18 protein-coding genes are annotated in these 20,767 nt (G+C 62.0%); 8 read left to right on the top strand and 10 right to left on the bottom strand.

The annotated features are described in order from the left end of the window. The first annotated feature begins 62 nt into the window (after positions 1-62). The 6 genes from MRBLMS1_RS21620 to MRBLMS1_RS21595 all read left to right on the top strand — a co-directional run bounded on the left by MRBLMS1_RS21620 (position 63) and on the right by MRBLMS1_RS21595 (position 6,477). Positions 63-1,211 (top strand): ABC transporter ATP-binding protein, encoded by a 1,149-nt coding sequence (locus MRBLMS1_RS21620; RefSeq protein ID WP_034746022.1) that lies wholly within the window; start codon positions 63-65, stop codon positions 1,209-1,211. Between the two features lie 7 nt (positions 1,212-1,218). Further along, positions 1,219-2,148 (top strand): ABC transporter permease subunit, encoded by a 930-nt coding sequence (locus tag MRBLMS1_RS21615; protein WP_485881770.1) that lies wholly within the window; start codon positions 1,219-1,221, stop codon positions 2,146-2,148. Continuing rightward, entirely contained in the window at positions 2,145-2,990 is an 846-nt protein-coding gene (locus MRBLMS1_RS21610; protein WP_072454915.1) for an ABC transporter permease, read from the top strand. Before MRBLMS1_RS21615 ends, MRBLMS1_RS21610 begins: the two co-directional genes overlap by 4 nt. A gap of 196 nt (positions 2,991-3,186) precedes the next feature. Beyond that, positions 3,187-4,674 (top strand): aldehyde dehydrogenase, encoded by a 1,488-nt coding sequence (locus MRBLMS1_RS21605; protein ID WP_485881768.1) that lies wholly within the window; start codon positions 3,187-3,189, stop codon positions 4,672-4,674. Positions 4,675-4,850: 176 nt separating this feature from the next. Beyond that, positions 4,851-6,143, top strand: a complete 1,293-nt coding sequence (locus MRBLMS1_RS21600; protein ID WP_485881766.1) for a type II toxin-antitoxin system HipA family toxin — start codon at positions 4,851-4,853, stop codon at positions 6,141-6,143. Position 6,144: 1 nt separating this feature from the next. Beyond that, complete coding sequence (locus tag MRBLMS1_RS21595) at positions 6,145-6,477, top strand: helix-turn-helix transcriptional regulator (RefSeq protein ID WP_485881764.1); 333 nt, start codon at positions 6,145-6,147, stop codon at positions 6,475-6,477. Positions 6,478-6,642: 165 nt separating this feature from the next. Here MRBLMS1_RS21595 and panB read toward each other — a convergent pair whose 3' ends face one another. The 6 genes from panB to MRBLMS1_RS21565 all read right to left on the bottom strand — a co-directional run bounded on the left by panB (position 6,643) and on the right by MRBLMS1_RS21565 (position 11,968). Continuing rightward, positions 6,643-7,518, bottom strand: coding sequence for a 3-methyl-2-oxobutanoate hydroxymethyltransferase (panB, locus tag MRBLMS1_RS21590; RefSeq protein WP_181878004.1), 876 nt, complete (start codon positions 7,516-7,518; stop codon positions 6,643-6,645). Positions 7,519-7,627: 109 nt separating this feature from the next. Next, positions 7,628-8,104, bottom strand: coding sequence for a 2-amino-4-hydroxy-6-hydroxymethyldihydropteridine diphosphokinase (gene folK / locus MRBLMS1_RS21585; RefSeq protein WP_485881762.1), 477 nt, complete (start codon positions 8,102-8,104; stop codon positions 7,628-7,630). Beyond that, a complete protein-coding gene (pcnB, locus tag MRBLMS1_RS21580; RefSeq protein ID WP_485881760.1) occupies positions 8,101-9,477 on the bottom strand; it encodes a polynucleotide adenylyltransferase PcnB in 1,377 nt (458 codons plus the stop codon). The genes folK and pcnB overlap by 4 nt, the downstream gene beginning before the upstream one ends. Next, positions 9,470-10,141, bottom strand: a complete 672-nt coding sequence (locus MRBLMS1_RS21575) for a histidinol-phosphatase (RefSeq protein ID WP_035828308.1) — start codon at positions 10,139-10,141, stop codon at positions 9,470-9,472. Before MRBLMS1_RS21575 ends, pcnB begins: the two co-directional genes overlap by 8 nt. Further along, positions 10,141-10,809 carry a DnaA regulatory inactivator Hda gene (hda, locus tag MRBLMS1_RS21570; protein WP_058048421.1) on the bottom strand — a complete coding sequence of 223 codons (669 nt, stop codon included), beginning with the start codon at positions 10,807-10,809 and terminating at the stop codon, positions 10,141-10,143. Before hda ends, MRBLMS1_RS21575 begins: the two co-directional genes overlap by 1 nt. Before the next feature lie 76 nt (positions 10,810-10,885). Then, positions 10,886-11,968 (bottom strand): AI-2E family transporter, encoded by a 1,083-nt coding sequence (locus MRBLMS1_RS21565; protein WP_092711856.1) that lies wholly within the window; start codon positions 11,966-11,968, stop codon positions 10,886-10,888. A gap of 188 nt (positions 11,969-12,156) precedes the next feature. Here MRBLMS1_RS21565 and purM point away from each other — a divergent pair, with 188 nt between their 5' ends. Then, positions 12,157-13,200, top strand: coding sequence for a phosphoribosylformylglycinamidine cyclo-ligase (gene purM, locus MRBLMS1_RS21560; RefSeq protein ID WP_034746051.1), 1,044 nt, complete (start codon positions 12,157-12,159; stop codon positions 13,198-13,200). A 64-nt stretch (positions 13,201-13,264) separates the two neighbouring features. Here the strand turns inward: purM and MRBLMS1_RS21555 are convergent, their stop codons facing one another. Continuing rightward, positions 13,265-14,596: an MFS transporter gene (locus MRBLMS1_RS21555; RefSeq protein ID WP_070301050.1), complete on the bottom strand. Its 1,332-nt coding sequence runs from the start codon at positions 14,594-14,596 to the stop codon at positions 13,265-13,267. A 128-nt stretch (positions 14,597-14,724) separates the two neighbouring features. Further along, positions 14,725-16,341, bottom strand: coding sequence for a GMC family oxidoreductase (locus MRBLMS1_RS21550; RefSeq protein ID WP_485881756.1), 1,617 nt, complete (start codon positions 16,339-16,341; stop codon positions 14,725-14,727). A 214-nt stretch (positions 16,342-16,555) separates the two neighbouring features. Between MRBLMS1_RS21550 and MRBLMS1_RS21545 the strand changes: the two genes are divergently transcribed. Beyond that, a complete protein-coding gene (locus MRBLMS1_RS21545) occupies positions 16,556-17,341 on the top strand; it encodes an IclR family transcriptional regulator (protein WP_223278868.1) in 786 nt (261 codons plus the stop codon). On the opposite strand, the gene MRBLMS1_RS21540 is transcribed toward MRBLMS1_RS21545, so the two are convergent. Further along, entirely contained in the window at positions 17,338-18,564 is a 1,227-nt protein-coding gene (locus MRBLMS1_RS21540; protein WP_436479735.1) for a 6-phosphofructokinase, read from the bottom strand. The genes MRBLMS1_RS21545 and MRBLMS1_RS21540 overlap by 4 nt on opposite strands. A 33-nt stretch (positions 18,565-18,597) precedes the next feature. Then, on the bottom strand, positions 18,598-20,643 hold the full coding sequence (locus MRBLMS1_RS21535; protein WP_485881753.1) for an alpha/beta hydrolase family protein: 2,046 nt from the start codon (positions 20,641-20,643) through the stop codon (positions 18,598-18,600). Positions 20,644-20,767 lie beyond the last annotated feature (124 nt).

Genomic DNA, 20,767 nt, shown 5'->3' with positions numbered 1-20,767 from the left:
CCTGGCCGCTCTTTGTAGCGGCCAGTTTTTCATTTTGACAGCCACTTACCCAAAGCCTCCACATGACGATAGCAACACCAGCCGCGTCGGCCAGCGACGCCCCAGCGCCTTTCTTGCTGATTGATCAACTGGTCAAGGAATTCGATGGCGTGCGCGCCGTCAATGATATTTCCGTGACGATCAACAAGGGCGAGATTTTCGCCCTGCTGGGCAGTTCAGGTTGCGGCAAGTCGACCCTGCTGCGCATGCTGGCCGGTTTCGAGACGCCGACGTCGGGGCGCATCGCCCTGGCGGGCAACAGCATCGTCGATGTGCCGCCGCACCAGCGTCCCATCAACATGATGTTCCAGTCGTACGCGCTGTTCCCGCATTTGTCCGTGTGGGACAACATCGCCTTCGGCCTGCGCCGCGACGGTTTGCCGAAAGCGGAAGTGGCGGCGCGCGTCGAGCAAATGCTGGCGCTGGTGCAGCTGGGCCAATACGCGAAGCGCAAGCCGCACCAGTTGTCGGGCGGGCAGCAGCAGCGCGTTGCGCTGGCACGCAGCCTGGCCAAGCGGCCGCAATTGCTGCTGCTCGACGAGCCGCTGGGTGCACTGGACAAGAAACTGCGCGAGCGCACGCAGATGGAGCTGGTCAACATCATCGAGCAAGTGGGCGTCACCTGCGTGATGGTCACGCACGACCAGGACGAGGCCATGAGCATGGCCACGCGCATCGCCGTCATGAGCGAAGGGCGCATCCTGCAGGTGGGCGCTCCTGGCGAAATCTACGAGACGCCGAATTGCCGTTTCGTGGCCGATTTCATCGGCAGCGTCAACCTGTTCGACGGCCGCATCACGCAGGATGAAGCCGATCACGTGGTGATAGCCACGCCCGATGGCGAGCATTATGTTTCGCACGGCATCACGGGCAACCTGGGCATGGATGTTTCGGTGGCCGTGCGCCCCGAAAAAATCGGCATCCAGATCGCGCCACCCGCCCTGGAAGAGCGCGCGTCACCAAAGGAACACGGCTACAACTGCGCCCAGGGCGTGATCGTCGCCATGGCGTATTTTGGCAATGAAACCAGCTACCATGTGCGGCTCGACAGCGGCACCGTGGTGAAAGTGTCGCGCACCAACGCGGCCCGCCACGACGCCGCGCGCCTCGAGCGCGAACAGCGCGTGTGGGTGTGGTGGGATGGCGCCGACATCGTCGTGCTGACCAGCTGAGGCCATCATGACGTCCCTCCTGCAATCGCTGCGTAACCTGGTCACCCTGCGTTGGGTCACCGGGCGCAACGCCGTCATCGCCGTGCCGTCGCTGTTCCTGGCGGCCGCCTTCCTCGTGCCCTTCCTGATCGTGCTGCGTATCAGCCTGTCCGACATGGACACGGCGGGCAGTCCGTTCGGCGGCTTGCTGTCGTACGTTGACGGCATCGTCGTGCTGAAGGTGAAAATCGCCAACTACCTGTTCATCGCCGCCGATGAACTGTATCTGCTTACCTACCTCAGTTCCATCAAATACGCGGCGATTACCACGGCCATTTGCCTCTTCATCGGCTACCCGTTCGCCTACTTCATGGCGCGCGCCAAACCGTCGATCCGCCCCGTGCTGATGATGCTGGTGATGCTGCCGTTCTGGACCTCGTTCCTGCTGCGCGTGTATGCGTGGAAGGGCATCCTGGCCAACCACGGCTTGCTCAACGATCTCTTGATCGCGCTCGGTGTCGTTCAAGAACCGCTGCACATGATGAACACCTCGTTTTCGCTGGTCGTCGGCATGGTGTACGCCTATCTGCCCTTCATGATCCTGCCCCTGTATGCGAACCTGGTGAAAATGGACATGCGCTACCTGGAGGCGGCGGCCGACCTGGGCGCCACGCCCTTGCAGGCGTTCTGGCGCATCACCGTGCCCCTGTCGAAGTCGGGCATCATCGCCGGCGCCATGCTGGTGTTCATTCCGTCCGTGGGCGAATACGTGATTCCCGAGCTGCTGGGCGGCCCGGAAACCCTGATGATCGGCCGCGTGCTGTGGGATGAATACTTCACCAATAACGACTGGGCCATGGCGTCGTCGGTGACGGTGCTGGTGGTCTTGCTGATCCTCGTGCCGATGGCGATTTTTAACAAATACAAGACGGAGCAGGACGCGGAGGAGCGCACATGAACGGACGTACTTTCCTGCAGCGCTGGTTCGGCCGCGGCTGGCTCTCGCTCGGCTATCTGTTCCTTTACCTGCCCATCATCGTGCTGATCGTCTTTTCCTTCAACAGCTCGCGCCAGGACATGGTGTGGAGCGGCTTTTCGCTGCGCTGGTACAGCGAGTTGATGAGTGATACGGAAATCATTTCGGGCTTCGGTTTGTCCCTGAAGATCGCTTTCATGTCGGCTACATCATCCGTCATCCTCGGCACGTTTGCCGCCTTTGCCTTGACCAGCTACCAGCGCTTCCGTGGGCGCACCTTGTTCTCGTCCATGGTCAGCGCGCCCTTGGTGATGCCGGAAGTGATCATCGGCCTGTCCCTGCTGCTGATGCTCGTGTCCATGCAAAAGGTCTTCGGTTTTCCCGAGCGGGGCGTGCTGACCATCTGGCTCGGCCACACCTTGCTGGGCATGGCGTATGCGGCCGTGGTGGTGCAATCGCGCCTGCAGGAGATGAGTAAATCCCTGGCCGAAGCGGCCATGGACCTGGGCTGCCGCGCACACCAGGTGTTCTTCCTCGTGACCCTGCCGAACATCACGCAAGCGCTGGCGTCCGCCTGGCTGTTGACCTTTACCCTGTCGCTCGACGATGTGGTGCTCTCGGCTTTCCTGTCCGGCCCCGGTTCGACGACGATGCCGCTGGTGATCTTCTCGCGCGCGCGCCTGGGGCTCGACCCGCGCGTGAACGCCATCGCTGCGCTGACGATCCTCGTCGTGACGATTGCCGTGATCGCGTACGCCGTGATGCTGGCGCGCGCCGACCGCAGACGGCGCAAGCAACTGTCCGCAGCGTATTTGGGGGACTAAGTAGGTCGTGGGAAATTATTGTGAAGTTATGACGAACAGAACCGGATGCTCTGCAAGGCGCCCGCTGCGACGCAGTGCGAGCACTGCTAGCGGCGGGCAACGCCGCAGAGCGCCGGGTATGGAAGTCAGAAATAACAATAATTTATTACGCCCTACTTAGGAGTAAGCTGGCGTTTTCACCTTGCAGGAGACGACCATGACGGAAAACACCAGCTGGCATGCGCGGGCCGCAGCGCTCACGATCGATGGCCGCGCCTTCATCAACGGCGAGCGTGCCTGGGCCACGTCTGGCCAGACTTTCGACAATCTGTCGCCCATCGACGGGCGCTTGCTGGGGCAGGTGGCCCGCTGCGATGGCGCGGACGTGGATGCGGCCGTGCAGGCCGCCCGCGCCGCCTTCGACGACCGCCGCTGGGCAGGCAAGTCGCCGGCGCAGCGCAAGCGCGTGCTGATCAAGTTCGCCGACCTGGTGCAGAAATACGGTTCCGAGCTGGCCCTGCTGGAAACCCTGGACATGGGCAAACCGATCAAGTACAGCCAGAGCGTGGACGTGGGCGCCACGGCCAACTGCCTGCGCTGGTATGGCGAGGCGATCGACAAGGTCTACGATGAAATCGCACCGACCCCCGCCAACAGCCTGGCTTTGATCACGCGCGAACCGGTGGGCGTCGTGGCCGCCATCGTGCCGTGGAATTATCCGATGATCATGGCCGCCTGGAAGATCGCACCCGCCCTCGCGGCCGGTAACAGCGTGATCTTGAAACCGTCCGAAAAGTCACCGCTGACGGCCTTGCGCCTGGCCGACATCGCGCTGGAAGCGGGCGTGCCGGTGGGCGTTTTCAACGTGCTGCCCGGTTACGGTAACGAGGCCGGCGCCGCGCTGGCGCTGCACATGGACGTCGATTGCATCGGTTTTACGGGTTCCACGCGCACGGGGAAATTGATCGTGCAAATGGCGGGCCAGTCGAACCTGAAACGGGCGTGGACGGAATTGGGCGGCAAGTCCGCCAACATCGTGTGCGCCGATTGCCCGGACCTGGACAAGGCCGTGGCGGCCGCCGTCGGTTCCATCTTCTTCAACCAGGGCGAAAGCTGTAACGCGCCCTCGCGTCTGTTCGTGGAAGAATCGATCAGGGAAGAATTTATCGCCAAGGCGCAGGCCATGCTGCCCCGCTTCCAGCCGGGCGACCCGCTCGACGAAGCCACGGTCATGGGCGCCATCGTCGACGCCACGCAGATGAAGACCGTGATGGGCTACATCGCTTCCGGCAAGCAGGAGGGTGCGCAGCTGCTGGGCGGCGGCGACGCCGTGCGCGCGGAGACGGGCGGCTACTATGTGCAGCCGACCATCTTCGCCGTGGACGCAGGCATGACAATCGCGCGCGAAGAGATCTTCGGCCCCGTCCTGTCCGTGCTCGGTTTTACGGATATCGCCGAAGCGGTGAAGCAGGCCAACGCCACGCCGTACGGCTTGCAGGCGGCCGTGTGGACGTCGGACATCACCAAAGCCATCCAGACGGCGCGCGCCCTGCGTGCGGGCACCGTGCACGTCAACCAGTACGACGGCGACGACATCACCGTGCCATTTGGCGGCTACAAGCAGTCGGGCAACGGGCGTGACAAGTCACTGCACGCGCTGGACAAGTACACGGAATTGAAGACGACCTGGATACAGGTGGGATAATTTTTAAAATAGAACTTAAAAGGACTAATTTATGGTATTAATGGCTTAAAATAGTTCTTTTAGGAGCCATTAAAGTTTTCATGGCGATGTATTTTTTAAAAATTTGGATCGTATAAGTGCTAATTTAAGGATAAACTGAACACAATTAGCTACTATAAGATCCAATTGGAGCCGTCATGCCCTGCCATTTTCAAATTTTTCATGATGATGCGTGGCACGATTGCGCATCGCTGACTTTGCTTGAACCTGCAGGCGGCAACCCACGCACCGGTGCGCTGTTCGAGTATGACCTCGATTATGCCTTCTTCAAGCTTGAGAGTGGACCTGTCTCGCTGCGGTTCCCCGTCACGGCAGAAATGCAGAAGCTGGCGCAATGGCCAGCTTTTATCTTTGACCTGATTCCCCAGGGAAGCGGCCGGACATATCTGCTTGGGCAGCTTCAACTGGCCGATGGTCCGGCTGCCGATTTTCCGCTGGTGTGTGCCGGTGCATTCAATCCAGTCGGGCGCGTGCGCATCGCCGAGGCCGTGCAGTACTACGCACAACATATGAATCGCCACGACAAGGGTAAGCCGCTGACCGGCTTTTCACTGGACGAGATTATAGGTCGCGGCGATGCCTTCAATGAGCGCATGCTGATGCATAGCATGCTGGCCGCCGGCAGTCTTGGGGTACAAGGAGCGGCACCGAAATATCTGCTGACTACCGACCATGCTGGCCTCTGGCATGCCGATGGCGCCCTGCCGGACCAGAACGCGGCTGTGCATTTCATTGTCAAGCGTCCGCGTGGAAAGACCGCCAGTGACGCCAAGGTATTGAGAAATGAAGCCGCGTACATGACTGTGGCGCGTGCGGTGGGCTTGCGCACCGGAGGCCAACTGCGCTACCAGGACGATACCTTGTTCATTCCCCGTTTTGACCGGATCGTCCAGGATGGCAAGGTACTTCGCCTGCATCAGGAAAGTGCCGCTTCGCTGGCAGGTATCGTTGGCTTTGAAGCCACGCCCAGTCAGTTTGTACTATTGCAGGCGCTGCGCGCCGTCGTCAGCGACAAGACTGCGGAAACCATTGAATTTCTCAAACGCGATATCTTGAACCTGGCCATGCGCAATACCGATAATCACGCACGTAATACGGCGGTACAGCAAGTTGGTGCCGAGGTGCGGCTCACGCCGCTGTTCGATTTTGCGCCGATGTACCTGGACCCGGATGGCATACCACGCGCGGCGCGCTGGTATCACCCGGATACCAAAAACGAGCTGCATGACTGGACGACGATACTGGCTACGATCGGCATGCCGGACGTCGAGCGCCAGCAGGTTCGCCTCGCGCTATACGGATTTGCCCAGCAACTGGCTGCGCTGGAACAGCATATGCAGGAGGCAGGCGTGGATGATGACATCATTGCTTTCCTTCGGCCACATATTGCCGGGCAGCTCGAACAGCTCAAGACATTGGGAGAGCACTGACATGGCGCGTACGAAAAAGACCGTTGACAAGGAGGAGTTGCGGCAGCGCAGGGCGGTGCTTTACGAAGCCATTGAAGCAGGAGCCATCACGCTACAGCACGCCGTCAAGGAAATGCGCGCTATCGCGCGCATGACGCAGGCAGAGTTTGCGACGCACCGGGGCGTGAGCACAAAGGTCATCAAGGAAATCGAGAGCGGCAAGGGTAATCCGACCATCCAGACGCTGAATCGCATCGGACAGTTTTTTGGACTGGAGGTGGCGTTTGTACGGACAGAAACGCTGCGCGAAAAAAAAATCGCCCCGGCAAGTACCGGGGCGATATCGCCTCAATAGGCTAAGTAATCCTCAGGAAATTATTGTGAAATTATGACGAACATAGCCGGATGCTATGCAAGGCGTCCGCCGCGACGCAGTGCGAGCACTGCGAGCGGTGGGCAACGCCGCAGAGTGCCGGTTATGGAGGTCAGAAATCACAATAATTTATGGGGGGTACTTGGATCAGAAGCAGTGTTCCAGCGCCGGGAAGCTGCCATCCTTGACGGCTTTCACATAGCCGGTGACGGCGTCGTCGATGCTGGCGGCGCCTTCCATGAAGTTGCGCACGAAGCGCGCCTTGCGGCCTGGGAACACGCCCAGCATGTCGTGCATGACGAGGACCTGGCCCGAGCAGTCGGGACCTGCGCCGATGCCGATCGTCGGTATCGTCAGCATGTCCGTCACTTCCTTGCCCAGCTGCGTCGGCATCGCTTCCATCAGCACGATGGCGGCGCCCGCGTTTTGCAGCGCCAGCGCGTCGTTCTTCAGTTCGGCCGCGCTTTCCGTGCTCTTGCCCTGTACTTTATAGCCGCCCAGCTGGTGCACGGATTGCGGCGTCAGGCCGATGTGCGCGCAGATGGGGATGCCGCGCTCGGTGAGGAAACGCACGGTCTCGGCCAGCCAGGCGCCGCCTTCGATTTTGATCATGTGCGCGCCCGCCTGCATCAGGATGACAGCGTTCGCATAGGCTGTTTCAGGCGTGCCGTACGCGCCGAACGGCAGGTCGGACATGATCATGGCCGACTTGCTGCCGCGCGCGACGGACGCCGTGTGGTAGGCCAGTTCGGCCACGGTGACGGGCAGGGTGGAATTGTGGCCATTGCAGACCATGCCGAGCGAATCGCCGATCAGCAGGATCTCCACGCCGCAGCGGTCCATCAGGGACGCGAAGCTGGCGTCATAGCAGGTCAGCATGGTGATCTTTTCGCCGGCGGCGCGCAGCGTGGCCAGGGTATGGATGGTCACGGCCTTGTTGGCGACAGGCTTGGCTGGCGCCGGCGCCGGTGTGGCGGCCTTGTCTTTGGCTGCCAGATCTGTTCCTTGCAAATAAGCGGACATAGGTATTCTCTAGAGTGAAAGGGGGTGATGCGATTGCGACGCCGCTAGTGTAGTACTTTATGCGGCGTGCTGCAGGGGCGGCATTGTAGTGTATGTCTGGCGCCGTGGCTCAGAGCTGGCTGATGGCCTGGTCGGCGACGCTTGCCAGGAATGCTTGCGCCGGCCCGAGCCCGGGCACGACGATGGCGGGCGCCAGGGCCAGCAGCGGCACCAGCACGAAGGCGCGCTCGGTGAGGCGTGGATGCGGCACCGTCAGGGTGGCGCTGGCGATCTGCTCTTCGCCGTACAGCAGCAAGTCCAGGTCCAGGGTACGCGGGGCGTTGCGATAGGGCCGCTCGCGTCCGTGCGCCGCCTCGATGGCGTGCAGCGCCAGCAGCAGTTCTTCAGCCGGCAAGGTGGTTGTGATGCGCGCCACGGCGTTGATGTAGTCGTCGCCGCTCGAATCGATGGGCGCCGTGCGGTAGCTGGCCGAGGCGTCAACGAGGGATGCGCCAGGCAGGCGCGCCAGACGCGCGATCGCATCCTGCACATTCGCGCGCGCGTCGCCCAGGTTGGCCCCGATGCCGATGTAGGCGGTGACCGTCATTCGCCGCTGGTGCTGCCGGTGGTCGAGCCGCCGCCCGTGCTGGTCTTGCTGCGCGTGCTGCGGCGTGGCGGGCGCTTCTTCTTGACGGCCCCCGGTGCGGCATTGGCGCTGACAAGCAGCGCTTCGCGCGTTTCCTCGTCGCCTTCATAAAAGGCCGTCCACCATTCGCCGATGTCCATGTCGATCTCGCCCGAGGCGCAGCGCAGCAACAGGAAGTCGTAGCCGGCGCGGAAGCGCAGGTGCTCGAGCAGTTTGTACGGCGCCTTGCCGACGCGGCGCTCGAAGCGCGGCTGCATCGACCAGATGTCGCGCATGTCGGAACCGATCTTGCGCTGCAAGGCCAGTTTTTCCGTTTGCGAGTCGAGCACGTCGTCGGCCGCCAGGTGCAGCGCGGGGATCGTCGACTCGCCAGCGGCACGGTAGGCCGTCCATTTTTCCAGCACCTGGTGCCACAGCAGCGAGGCAAACAAGAAGCCTGGCGAGACGGTCTTGCCGGCGGCGATGCGCTGGTCCGTGGCGTCCAGCGCCAGGGTGACGAATTTCGCGCCCAGAGGCTGTTCCAGCACCACGTCGAGCAGCGGCAGCAGGCCGTGATGCAAGCCTTCCTTGCGCAGCTGCTGCAGGCAAGCCAGCGCGTGGCCGCTCATCAGGAGTTTCAGCATTTCGTCGAACACGCGCGGCGCGGGCACGTTGTTGATCAGCGGCGCCATGACGGCAATCGGCGCGGCCGTATGCGGCTCGATGGTGAATTTCAGCTTGGCGGCGAAGCGCACGACGCGCAGCATGCGCACGGGATCTTCACGGTAGCGTTCTTCCGGTTTGCCGATCATGCGCAAGGTCTTGGCGCGGATGTCTTCCACGCCGCCATGGTAGTCGAGCACTTCCTGCGTGGCCGGGTTGTAGTACATGGCGTTGATGGTGAAGTCGCGGCGCAGCGCGTCTTCGTGCTGCAGACCGAAGGTGTTGTCGCGCAGGACGCGGCCATGTTCATCCTTGGGCGCGGAGTCGGCGCCGGCGCCGCGGAAAGTCGTCACTTCCAGCAAATCCTGGCCGAACATCACGTGCACGATCTGGAAGCGCTTGCCGATGATGAAGGCGCGGCGGAACAAACGCTTGACCTGTTCCGGCGTGGCGTTGGTGGCGATGTCGAAGTCTTTGGGTTTCACGCCCAGCAGCAGGTCGCGCACGGCGCCGCCGACGACGAAGGCCTCGAAGCCTGCTTCCTGCAGGCTGCTGGTGACGCGGATGGCATTCGACGACACCAGTTTCGGGTCGATTCCGTGTTGCGCAGGACCGAGCACGATGGGGGCCGTGGTGTCGCGCGCTGCCTCTTTTTTAACGCCGAGGATCTTGCGGATGAATTTTTTAATCATTGAATAAGTGGAGTGATGGCCAGCCGTGGAGGGATGCGTGTGCGCTCAAAGCGGTGTTGGGATTGGTCGCGACAGGGTGGGTCACGACCGACAGCAGGGGAATGTCGTTGTGCGAATCGCTGTAAAAATAGCTGCGCTCGAACTGCCCCAGTTCCTTGCCCATCTTTTCCAGCCAGGCGTGGGTGTGGGTCAGCTTGCCCGCGCCCAGGGTCGGCGTGCCGACCAGCTTGCCCGTGACGTTGCCTGCGTCGTCATATTCGGGCATGGCGGCCAGCAGATGCTCGACGCCCAGCGCATCGGCGATGGGTTTGGTGATGAAATGGTTGGTGGCCGTGACGATGGCCAGCAGGTCGCCCGCGTCCTGGTGCTGTTTCAGCAGGGCCACGACTTCCGGACGGATGGCCGGCATGACCACTTCGGCCATGAATTGCCGGTGCAGCGCTTCCAGGCGCTCGCGCGGGAATTGCGCCAGTGTGCCGAGCGAGAATTCCAGGTATTCCACCGGATCGAGCGTGCCGGCCTGGTATTGCGCGAAAAATTCGTCGTTCCGGCGGGTGAATTCGGCGGCGTCCACGGCACCGATGCGTACCAGGAATTCGCCCCACTCGTGATCCGAGTCGATGGGCAGCAGGGTGTGGTCGAGGTCAAACAGGGCCAGATTCATCATTCTTTCGCTTCCGCCTGCAGCAACTCGCGCAACAATGGCAAGGTGATCGGGCGTTGGGTTTCAAGGGAGTAGAGGTCGAGAGAGTCCAGCATCGTCGACAGCGAACGCATGTCGCGCCGGAAATGGGACAGCAGATAGGGTAACACGCCGGGCGACAAGGTCAAGCCGCGGGTGGTGGCCGCCTGGGTCAGGGCGGCGATTTTTTCATCGTCGGTCAAGCCGTGGATCTGGTAGATCAGGCCCCAGCCCATGCGCGTGCGCAAGTCTTCGCGCACGGGCAGCACGGCGGGCGGCACGGCGCCGCTGCAGACCATGAACGCCTTGTTGGCGCGGATTTCATTGAACAGGGCAAAAGCGTCGATCTGCGCCAGCGGCGACAGTTTTTCGCAGTCGTCGAGCAGGTACAGGTCGACGTCAGGCGAATACACGAATTCGGACTCGATCGAGAATGGCGAAATGTAGCGCGCGCGCTCGGTGCTGGCCAGGGCCTTGAGCAGGTGGCTCTTGCCGGCGGCCAGTTCGCCCCACAAGTAGGCAAAATGTTCGCGCGACGTGCGCGCGGCGAACTGGCGCATCAGCTGCGCCACTTCGGCATTTTGTCCCACCTCGAAGGTATCGAGGCTGTGCGCCTGGTCTGTGCCTAAATCGAGCACCAGTTGTTTCATGGCGTACGCCTTGTCCTGTTTTTCATTACTGCATGTGCATCGTGGTATTGCTAGGTTGATATGATATCCGCTTTTACTAGGTATTATAGAAGCTGCTGGAGAGGTAGTGGCGTCTTAGATGCTTAAAAGCGACCATCAGGACGGCAGAAGCGGGTAAAGCAAGCAAAACGCCGACGAAACCGAACAATTGTCCGAAAGCCAGCAAGGCAAAGATCACGGCCAGCGGATTTAAACCGATGCGCTCGCCCACCAGGCGCGGCGTGAGGAAAAAGCCTTCGATGACCTGGCCGCAGCCGTAGATGACGGCCACGGCGATGAGGCCGCTCCAGTCGGCAAACTGCAGCAGGGCGGCGATCAGCGCCAGCATCAGGCCCAGTCCGAAGCCCAGGTAGGGGATGAACACCAGCAAGCCCGTGATGATGCCCACGGGCAATGCCACTTCAAAACCGGCGATGGCCAGTGCCACCGAGTAATACGTGGCCAGCACCAGCATGACGAGCAACTGGCCGCGCAGGTATTGCGCCAGCAGGGTGTCGACTTCCTGCGCCATGCCCACCGTGCGGCCGACCCAGCGGCGCGGCACGGCGCCGGCGATGCGCGCCAGCATCGGATGCCAGTCCAGCAACAGGTAGAACAGCACCACGGGAATCAGCACCACGGTGGCCAGCCAGCCCAGCACGGCCGTGCCGCCGATGCGGGCCGAGGCGAGCACGGTGCTCCAGATTTCATCGCCGCTGGTGGCCATCTGCTGGCTCAGCATGCGCTTGATGCCCGTGCCGTCCAGGCGCACGCGGATACCGAGGTCGCGCAGTTTCGGCGCCAGGAACTCGTTCGCCTTGCTGAGGAATTGCGGGATTTGCGCCTGCAGCAGCGGGATTTCCTTCTGCAACACGGGCACAACGATCAGCACCAGCGCCGTAATGGCGAGGAAAAACAACACTACGACGACCAGCACGGCCAGCGGACGGGGCACGTAAAAGCGCTTGTAATGGAGGCGCTGCAAGCGGTCGACGCCGGGATTGAGCACGTAGGCGAGGATGGCGGCGGCCAGGAAGGGCGTCAGGATGGGGCCGAGGCTGACGAGCAGCAGCAAAAATGCCAGCCAGACCGCGATCCAAAATGCTGTTTGCTTCTGTTCGGCGGTGATGGCGAATGGCATGTAGTTTGTACTGTTGCGTTAAAAAAAGGCAGTTAATTACGAAATAGCGGGGCAGTTTGATAAAATAGCGACTTGATCGACCGAATTCACCCGCTGGCGCCCTGCCGCACGATGTTGAAAAACATGCTTGCGCGCGCGTGCCGGCGGGTATCCGCCTTCTATTTTACCGCCTCCGCTGCCACCACACCATGAACCAGACTTCTAATGTTTCCCTTTCCTACCGTGACGCTGGCGTCGATATCGACGCAGGCGACGCTTTAGTCGAAGCAATCAAGCCGTTTGCCAAGCGCACCCTGCGCGAAGGCGTGATGGGCGGCCTGGGCGGTTTTGGCGCCATGTTTGAAATCAGCAAGAAGTACAAGGAACCGGTGCTGGTCTCGGGTACCGACGGCGTCGGCACCAAATTGCGCCTGGCGTTCGAACTGAACCGCCATGACACGGTCGGCATCGACCTGGTCGCCATGAGCGTCAACGACATCCTGGTGCAAGGCGCCGAGCCGCTGTTCTTCCTCGACTACTTCGCTTGCGGCAAGCTGGACGTGGCCATTGCCACCGACGTCATCAAGGGCATCGCCCAGGGTTGCGAACAAGCCGGTTGCGCGCTGATCGGCGGCGAAACGGCGGAAATGCCGAGCATGTACCCGGCCGGCGAATACGATCTGGCAGGTTTTGCCGTCGGCGCCGTGGAAAAGTCGAAAATCATCGACGGCACCAAGATCGCCCCGGGCGACGTGGTGCTGGGCCTGGCCTCGTCGGGCGTGCACTCGAACGGTTACTCGCTGGTGCGCAAGATCATCGAAGTGGCGAAACCTGACCTGGAAGGCGACTTCCACGGCCGCAAGCTCGCCGACGTGCTGATGCAGCCGACGCGCATCTACGTCAAGCCGCTGCTGGCGCTGATGGATGCCATGGAAGTCAAGGGCATGGTGCACATCACCGGTGGCGGTTTGGTGGAAAACATCCCGCGCGTGCTGCAGCCTGGCCTGGTCGCTGAGCTGGATTCGAAGGCATGGACCATGCCGCCGCTGTTCACGTGGCTGCAACAGCACGGCGGCGTGGCTGACGCCGAGATGCACCGCGTCTTCAACTGCGGCATCGGCATGACCGTCATCGTCTCGCAAGAGAACGCGGACGCCGCCATCGCCCAGCTGCAAGCGGCCGGCGAAACTGTGTCGCGCATCGGCACGATCCGCGCGCGTAACGGCGACGAGCACCAGACTATCGTCATCTAAGCTGTAGCTTGAATGGAAAAGGCAGGCACTCGCGAGAGGCCTGCTTTTTTTACGTCCGGATGTCTTACCTTGCGTGCGCCGTCTTCATGCGGCCATCCGGCTGCGAGCCTCCTTTTCCGATCATGGCCACGCTGACGGCCGAGACGAGCGAGGCGAACAGGATGTAGCCGACGATGTGCCATGGCTCGCCATTGCCCGTTTTCAGCAGGTAGGTGGCGATGATGGGCGTCAGGCCGCTGGCGAAGATGCCCGAGAACTGGTAGACGAAGGAGATGCCCGTGTAGCGTACCTTGGCGTCGAACAGGTCGCAGAACAGGGCCGCTTCCGGGCCGTACACGGCCGAATACAGCACGCCCAGCGGGATGATCACGGAACACCACAGCAGCAAGGGATTGTCGGCATGGTTGAGCATGATCCAGAACGCGGGAATCGACGACACGCCCGTGATCAATGAACCCCAGAAAAAAACCTTGGTGCGGCCGATGCGGTCCGACAGCCTGCCGAAGAACGGAATGCAGAAGCACATCACGACGGCCGATGCCATCACGCCCATCAGCGCTTCCGTGCGGTCTATCTTGATGGTGTTGGTCAGGTAGGTGATGGAAAACACGCCAAAGATATTGAAGAACACGCCGTCGATATAGCGCGCGCCCATACCCTTCAAGACATTGCCCGGATAGCGTTTCAGCAGGTCGAAGAATGGAATCTGCGTCTCCGCGTTCTTCTCCTTGACGGCCTGGAATTCGGGCGTTTCCATCACGTTCAGGCGTATCCACATGCCGATGAAGACGAGGGCCGCCGACAGGATGAAGGCGACGCGCCAGCCCCAGGACAGGAATTGCGTATCCGTCAAGGTATACGACAGGATCGCCACCACGCCCGAAGCGAGGCACAGGCCGATGGCCAGGCCGATCTGCGGTAGGCTGGCATAGAAGCCGCGCTCTTTGGGGGGCGCATATTCATACGCCATCAGCACGGCGCCGCCCCATTCGCCACCGAGGCCGATGCCCTGCAGCACGCGCAGGAACAGCAGCAGGCCAGGGGCCCAGTAGCCGATATGGTCGTAGGTCGGCAGCACGCCGATCAGGAAAGTGGAGATCCCCATGATCATCAGGGTCATCACCAGCATGCTCTTGCGGCCGATCTTGTCGCCGAAGTGGCCGAAGATCACGCCGCCGATGGGGCGCGACAGAAAACCTACGGCAAAGGTGCCGTAGGCCAGCATGGTCGAGACGAGCGGATCGCCGCCCGGGAAATACAGTTTGCTGAACACGATGCCGGCCACGACGCCGTATAAAAAGAAGTCATACCATTCGATGGTGGCGCCGATCACGCTGGCCATCACGACTTTCCGTAGCTCTTTGGCCTTTTTCGGATTGCTCGTATTGTTATCCATAATATCTAGTCTCCTATCGATATCGATTATGTGTTTTTTTCTGATGCCTGGCTGATTGCCAAGTCATTGAGGGGCGGGCCACTCTGCCCGCCGCTGGCATCCTCCTTTGGGAACGGAATGGGGTAGAGTCAGGCCGCCTTGGGCAGGCGCACGGCGTCCGCCAAAATCATGTCGGCCGCTTTTTCGGCGATCATGATGGTGGGCGCGTTCGTATTGCCCGAGACGATTTCCGGCATGATCGACGCGTCGACCACGCGCAGGTTCTGCATGCCGTGCACGCGCAGACGCTCGTCGACGACGGCCATGGCGTCATGCCCCATCTTGCAGGTCCCGCTCGGGTGGTAGATCGACTGGCTGAAGCGCCGCGCCGCGTCCAGCAGTTCCTCATCGCTCTGGAACTGCGGGCCGGGCACGAACTCGGAAATGATGTGCGGCGCCAGCGATGGGGCGGCAGCGATTTTTCGGGCCACGCGCAGGGCGGCGATTGCCGTTTGCTGGTCGCGCGGGTCGGACAGGTAATTCGGGTAGATGCCCGGATAGGCGAGTGGATCGGCGGACTTGATCGACACGTGGCCGCGGCTGTGCGGGCGCAGCTGGCACACGGACGACGTGAACGCGGAAAACGGATGCGCGCCTTCGCCCGGCTTGTCGGCGCTCAGCGGCTGCATGTGGAACTGGATGTCGGGCCGTTCCACGTCGGGCGACGACTTGGTAAACACTGTCACCTGGCTGGCCGCCAGGGTCAATGGCCCCGAGCGGGAAAATACATATTGCATGCCCACCCACAGCTTGCCCCACAGGCTGTTGACTTCATCGTTCAGGGTTTTCAGCCGCGTCTTGAAGACGAGGCGGATTTGCAGATGGTCTTGCAAATTCTGTCCCACGCCGGGCAAGTCGTGCACGAGCGGCACGCCCACTTCATCGAGCAGGGCGCGCGGTCCCACGCCCGAGCATTGCAGGATTTGCGGCGAGCCGATGGCGCCCGCGCATAAAATCACTTCGCCGCTGGCGCGCGCCTGGCGCAACTGGCCATCCTGCTGATATTCGATGCCGACGGCGCGCTTGCCCTCGAACAGCACGCGTGTGATTTGCGCGCGCACTTCCACGCGCAGGTTGGCGCGCTTGCGGGCGGGGCGCAAAAAGGCTTTCGCCGTGCTCCAGCGCAAGCCCTTGCTGGCCGTCTGCTGGAAATAGCCGACACCTTCCTGCGTGGCGCCGTTGTAGTCGGCATTGAAGGGGATGCCGCTTTCCGTGGCGCCCGCAATAAAATGCTCGGCGATGGGGCGGCGCAGCCGCAGGTCCGACACTTTTAACGGGCCGCCCACGCCGTGATAATCGCTGGCGCCGCGTTCCTGGTCTTCCGATTTCTTGAAGTAGGGCAGCACCTCGGCATAGCTCCAGCCTGCATTGCCCAGCTCGGCCCAGCGGTCGTAATCTTCCTTTTGGCCCCGCACGTACAGCAAGCCGTTGAGCGAGCTGGAGCCGCCCAGTACCTTGCCGCGCGGCCATTGCAGCTGGCGCCCGGCGATGCCGGCGTCCGCTTCCGTGCGGTAGCACCAGTCGAGCTTGGGATCGTGCATGGTCTTGAAATAGCCGACCGGCACGTGTATCCAGGGATTGTTGTCCTTGCCGCCCGCTTCCAGCAGCAATACCTGGTTGTTGCGGTCGTGCGACAGGCGGTTGGCCAGCACGCAGCCGGCGGAACCGGCGCCGACAACGATGTAATCGTAGTGTGTTTGCAACATTGCTCTTGTCTCCTGCGTTGCGGTATCGCGCCGCCTCGGCGGGCGTTTTTTGCGATACACTGGTCTTTATTGGTTATTTTTGGAACGTCTAGTTCCATTTATAAAAGACGTGCAGCACCGGGACAAGCGGAAACAGCCGCATACGCGAGAGGTGAAACAGAACATGCATGATGCGTTTCAAAAACGGCCGGGCGAGGCCGAAGAAGGTGGTCAAGTGGAGACCGGCACAACGGCGAGCCATGGCGACGAGGCGCGGGGATTGCGCGTGCTGCGCCTGATCGAGCACCTGGCCAGCGCCAGCCAGCCCTTGACCCTGTCGCAGCTGGCCGCGCGCATGCAGGTGCCCAAGGCCAGCATGATGCGCTTGCTCGATACCCTGGAGCAGCATGGCTATGTGCTGCGCACGCCCGTGGGACGCGGCTATGTGCCCGGCGCCGCCTCGACCAACCTGGCGCTGGCGACCCTGCGCAACAATGCCCTGATCCGCGTCAGCCGCAGCATCCTGGGCAGCCTGGTGGCGGCCACGGGCGAGACGTGCAACCTGGCGATTCCCGAGGGCAATGCGATCGTCTACGTGGACCGCGTGGAAACGCAGGAACCGCTGCGCCTGCACCTGGTGCTGGGCACGCGGGCGCCCATGCATTGCACGGCCAGCGGAAAGTTATTCCTTGCGCATATGAGTTTGCTGGAGCGGCGCGAGCTGCTGGCCATGCTGACCTTGGAAGCGCGCACGCCGAAAAGCATTACCGACCCCGTGTTGCTCGAGCGCGAGATCGTGCGCATCGCCAGGCTGGGCATCGGCATCGACGATGAGGAATTCGTGCACGGCATGGTGGCCGTGGCCGTGCCCATCTGCGCGGCCGACGGACGCATCGTGGCGGCCGTCGCCTGCCACGCGCCCGTGGCACGCAAATCCGTGGAGCAACTGATGCAGCACGTGCCGCAGCTCAAGGAGGCGGCCGTGAAACTGCGGCCGCTGTTGCTTGCGGAAAACAGCTAAGGTTTCAAGACCTTCGCCACTTTCGCCGCCCGCAGGCGGAAGGCATCGGGCATGCCCGAGCCCAGCAGCGGACGCAGATATAACCGGAAAGCATCGGTCACGTCCGTGCCGCTGGCGCTGATGAACTCGTCTTCCATGGTGCGTGTCTTGCCCGCGACCTCGGTGAGCGGCAGCAATTCATAATCGACGGAATAAAAGCCCGTGCGCTTGATGGCGACGGAACCGTCGCGGTCGCCCCACATGGCGAACTGCACGGCCTTTTCGCCCACTTCGCGGGCCTCGCGTTGATCTACATCAGAGACGCAGCCGATGAAGGAGCGCTGCAGATAGCCGAAGGTATCGCCGCGCACGCGCTTGATGCCGAGCTTGGCCTTGATTTCGTCGCACAGCAGGTCGGCCAGCGCGCCCGTGCCCGATAATTGCACATTGCCGTGCGCATCGCGCTCGACCTCATTGCCCACCTGCTTGGCCAGCAGGCTGGCGATCGGTTCGCCCGAGGCGTCGTGGATGCCTTCCGAGACAGCGATCACGCAGCGGCCATATTTTTCATACGTCGCCTTTACGTCGGCAAGAAACTGTTCCAGCACAAAAACGCGCTCGGGCAGGTAGATCAGGTGCGGGCCATCGTCGGGGAACTTCTTGCCCAGCGCCGAGGCGGCCGTCAAGAAGCCCGCGTGGCGGCCCATCACCACGCCCACGTAGACGCCGGGCAAGGCTGCGTTGTCGAGGTTGGCGCCGGCGAACGCTTGCGCGACGAAGCGCGCGGCCGAGGGGAAACCTGGCGTGTGGTCGCTGCCCACCAGGTCGTTGTCGATGGTTTTCGGGATGTGGATGCAGCGCAGCGGATAGCCGGCCTTGTGCGCTTCCTCGCTGACGATGCGCACCGTGTCGGACGAGTCATTGCCGCCGATATAAAAGAAATGTTCGATCTCGTGCGCGCGCAGCACTTCGAAGATTTGCTGGCAGTAGGCGATGTCGGGCTTGTCGCGCGTGGAACCGAGGGCCGACGACGGCGTGGCGGCCACCAGTTCCAGGTTGTGGCTGGTTTCCTGCGTCAGATCGACGAATTCTTCATTGACGATGCCGCGCACGCCGTGCAGCGCGCCATACACGCGCGTGACATGCTGAAAGCGCCGCGATTCGAGCACCACGCCCACCAGCGACTGGTTGATGACGGCGGTCGGGCCGCCTCCCTGGGCAACAAGAATTTTTCCAGACGGCATGGGTTTTCCTCGTAAGTGGAACGGCCCTCCAGCCTACTCCTTTTTTGCGGCCGTGCTATTTTTTCCGATATGCCTGTCAAGGAATTTTTCGCTCTGCTGCCAGAAGTCGACATGGGTTTGAGGCAGGACCCAGTCGTGCCCTTCCTCGCCGTACTCCATCCATAGCGCATGCGCATTGGTCTTGTGGATGGCGTCAAATAGCGCGCGCGCATCGGACATGGGCACGATATGGTCGGTGTAGCCGTGGGCCATCAGCAGTGGGGCGCTGATGCGGGCAGGCAGGTGGCGTGGTGAATTCTCGCGCAGCAAGGCCTTGTCCTTGTCCGCGTCGCCCAGCAACATGGCCAGCGTATATTGCTCATTGCTGTTGCGTAAATCGTCATCGAGCCACCAGTTGACTTCGTCCTTGAGTTCCCGCAAGTCGGGGATGCTGGACCAAGCGATGCCGCAGCGGAACAGGGCCGGATCGCGCCCCAGTCCCATCAGGGTGGCATAGCCGCCGTAGCCGCCACCGGCCAGGCAAATGCGCTGCGGATCGGCGATGCCTTCCGTAATGGCCCAGCGCGCCGCATCGGCGATATCGTCCTGCATGGCCAGGCCCCATTGTTTCCAGCCGGCGCGGAAATGGCGCGCGCCCAGTCCCGTGCTGCCCCGGTAATCGGGTTCCAGGACGGCATAGCCGCGCGATGCAAGAAATTGGCTGGCCGGATCCCATCCCCAGTCGCCGCGCTGCCACGGACCATCATGGATTAGCACCACCAGCGGCAGCTGGCGGCCGCTGCCTTTGGGCAAGGTCAGCCAGGCGGGTAGGGTCAGGCCGTCGCGGGCTTTGACGTGCAGCAATTGTCTTGACGCCATGGGCTCGGCGGCAACGCCGGGATAGGCTTTGCCCAAGGGTATCAGCTTGCCGCTGGTCCGCTCAAACAAGCGATAGATGGGGGGCTGTACATCGGACCAGCTCGACACGAGCACATACGGCGCATCCGTGCGTTGCGCCACGCTCAGCGTATTGACCGTGGCGGGCAGGCGCGCATTGACGGCTTGCTGCATGGCCTGCATGTCCGCATCGAGCCACAAGGTGGTTTCCGCATCGGTCCTGTAGCGTATGCCCAGCAGCTTGGCATCGTTATGCACCATGGTGGCCTGGATATCATAGTCGGGCGATGCGAGCAGCGGTGCGCCATCGAGCCGCTGGCCTTGCTGGTCAAAACGGTACAACGCCACCTTGTCGCCGCCATTGCGCGCATACACATACAACTGGCCGTCTGGTGCCAGGAAGGCGGGGGCAATGGCTTCGCCGGCCGCGTCCGCTGGTAACACCTGGGCCAGCTTGCGCCAGGTACCGGCTGGCCGGTCGAAGGTGTACGCCATGTTGCGCTTGCCCGCAAACTCCTTGTCCATGCGCCAAGCCACACCCGAGTCGCTCATCCAGTACAGCAGGTCCGGCGGCATGTTGACGGTTTCGTAGCCACCCGTCAGCGTGTTGAGACGGCCTGTCGAAGTGTCGGCGATCGAGTTCAGGGGGCTCAGGTGGGTGCGCCAGACGTAGACGAAGTTACCGGTCTGCGCACTGATATTGTCGATCAGGAAGGTCGACCATGGCTGCAGCAACATGCCAGGTTTGTCGCGTACGATGCCTTCGCGGGTGGCCAATTGGCGGTAGCCGCTGCCATCCTTGTTGACGGCGAACATGCCGGATGCAAACCGCTGCCTTCCCTGGCCCCGTTGCCGGTCCACCAGGCTGTAGGCCAGGCGTTCGTTATTAACCCACTGGAAATTGGCGATATCCGCATCGTTGAAATAGGCCACGACCTTGGCTTGCATGCTTGCCAGGTCCAGCACGCTCAGGCGCACCCGCTGCCGCTCGCCGGCCGGCAGGACGCGCATCGCCAGGAAGCGTCCATCGGGCGACAGCACGGCACCGCCCAGCGAACGGGGAGCAAAGAACAGGCTCGCCGGCAGCGCGGATGCGGCAGGGGCCGCCTGCGTTTCCTGGACTTGTGCCTGCGCAAACGGCAGGGGCGCCAGCGCAAGCATCAGGAGGGGTAATAGCGCGCAGCGGGATAATTTTGGCAACATTGACCACAACATTCTTTATATCCTTTGGTGATTTATAACAACTGCATGGCATGGGTACAGGCGCAACAACGCCAAGTTCTTGATTTCGCCAGGGCGCGTAAATTCGGCTTGGGCGACGCACACG

The organism is Massilia sp. LMS1-1-1.1 (assembly GCF_040815535.1).
Lineage (GTDB): Bacteria > Pseudomonadota > Gammaproteobacteria > Burkholderiales > Burkholderiaceae_D > Janthinobacterium > Janthinobacterium aestuarii.
The sequence above is the reverse complement of the archived record's forward strand: the minus strand, read 5'-3'. Positions and strand labels throughout refer to the sequence as shown.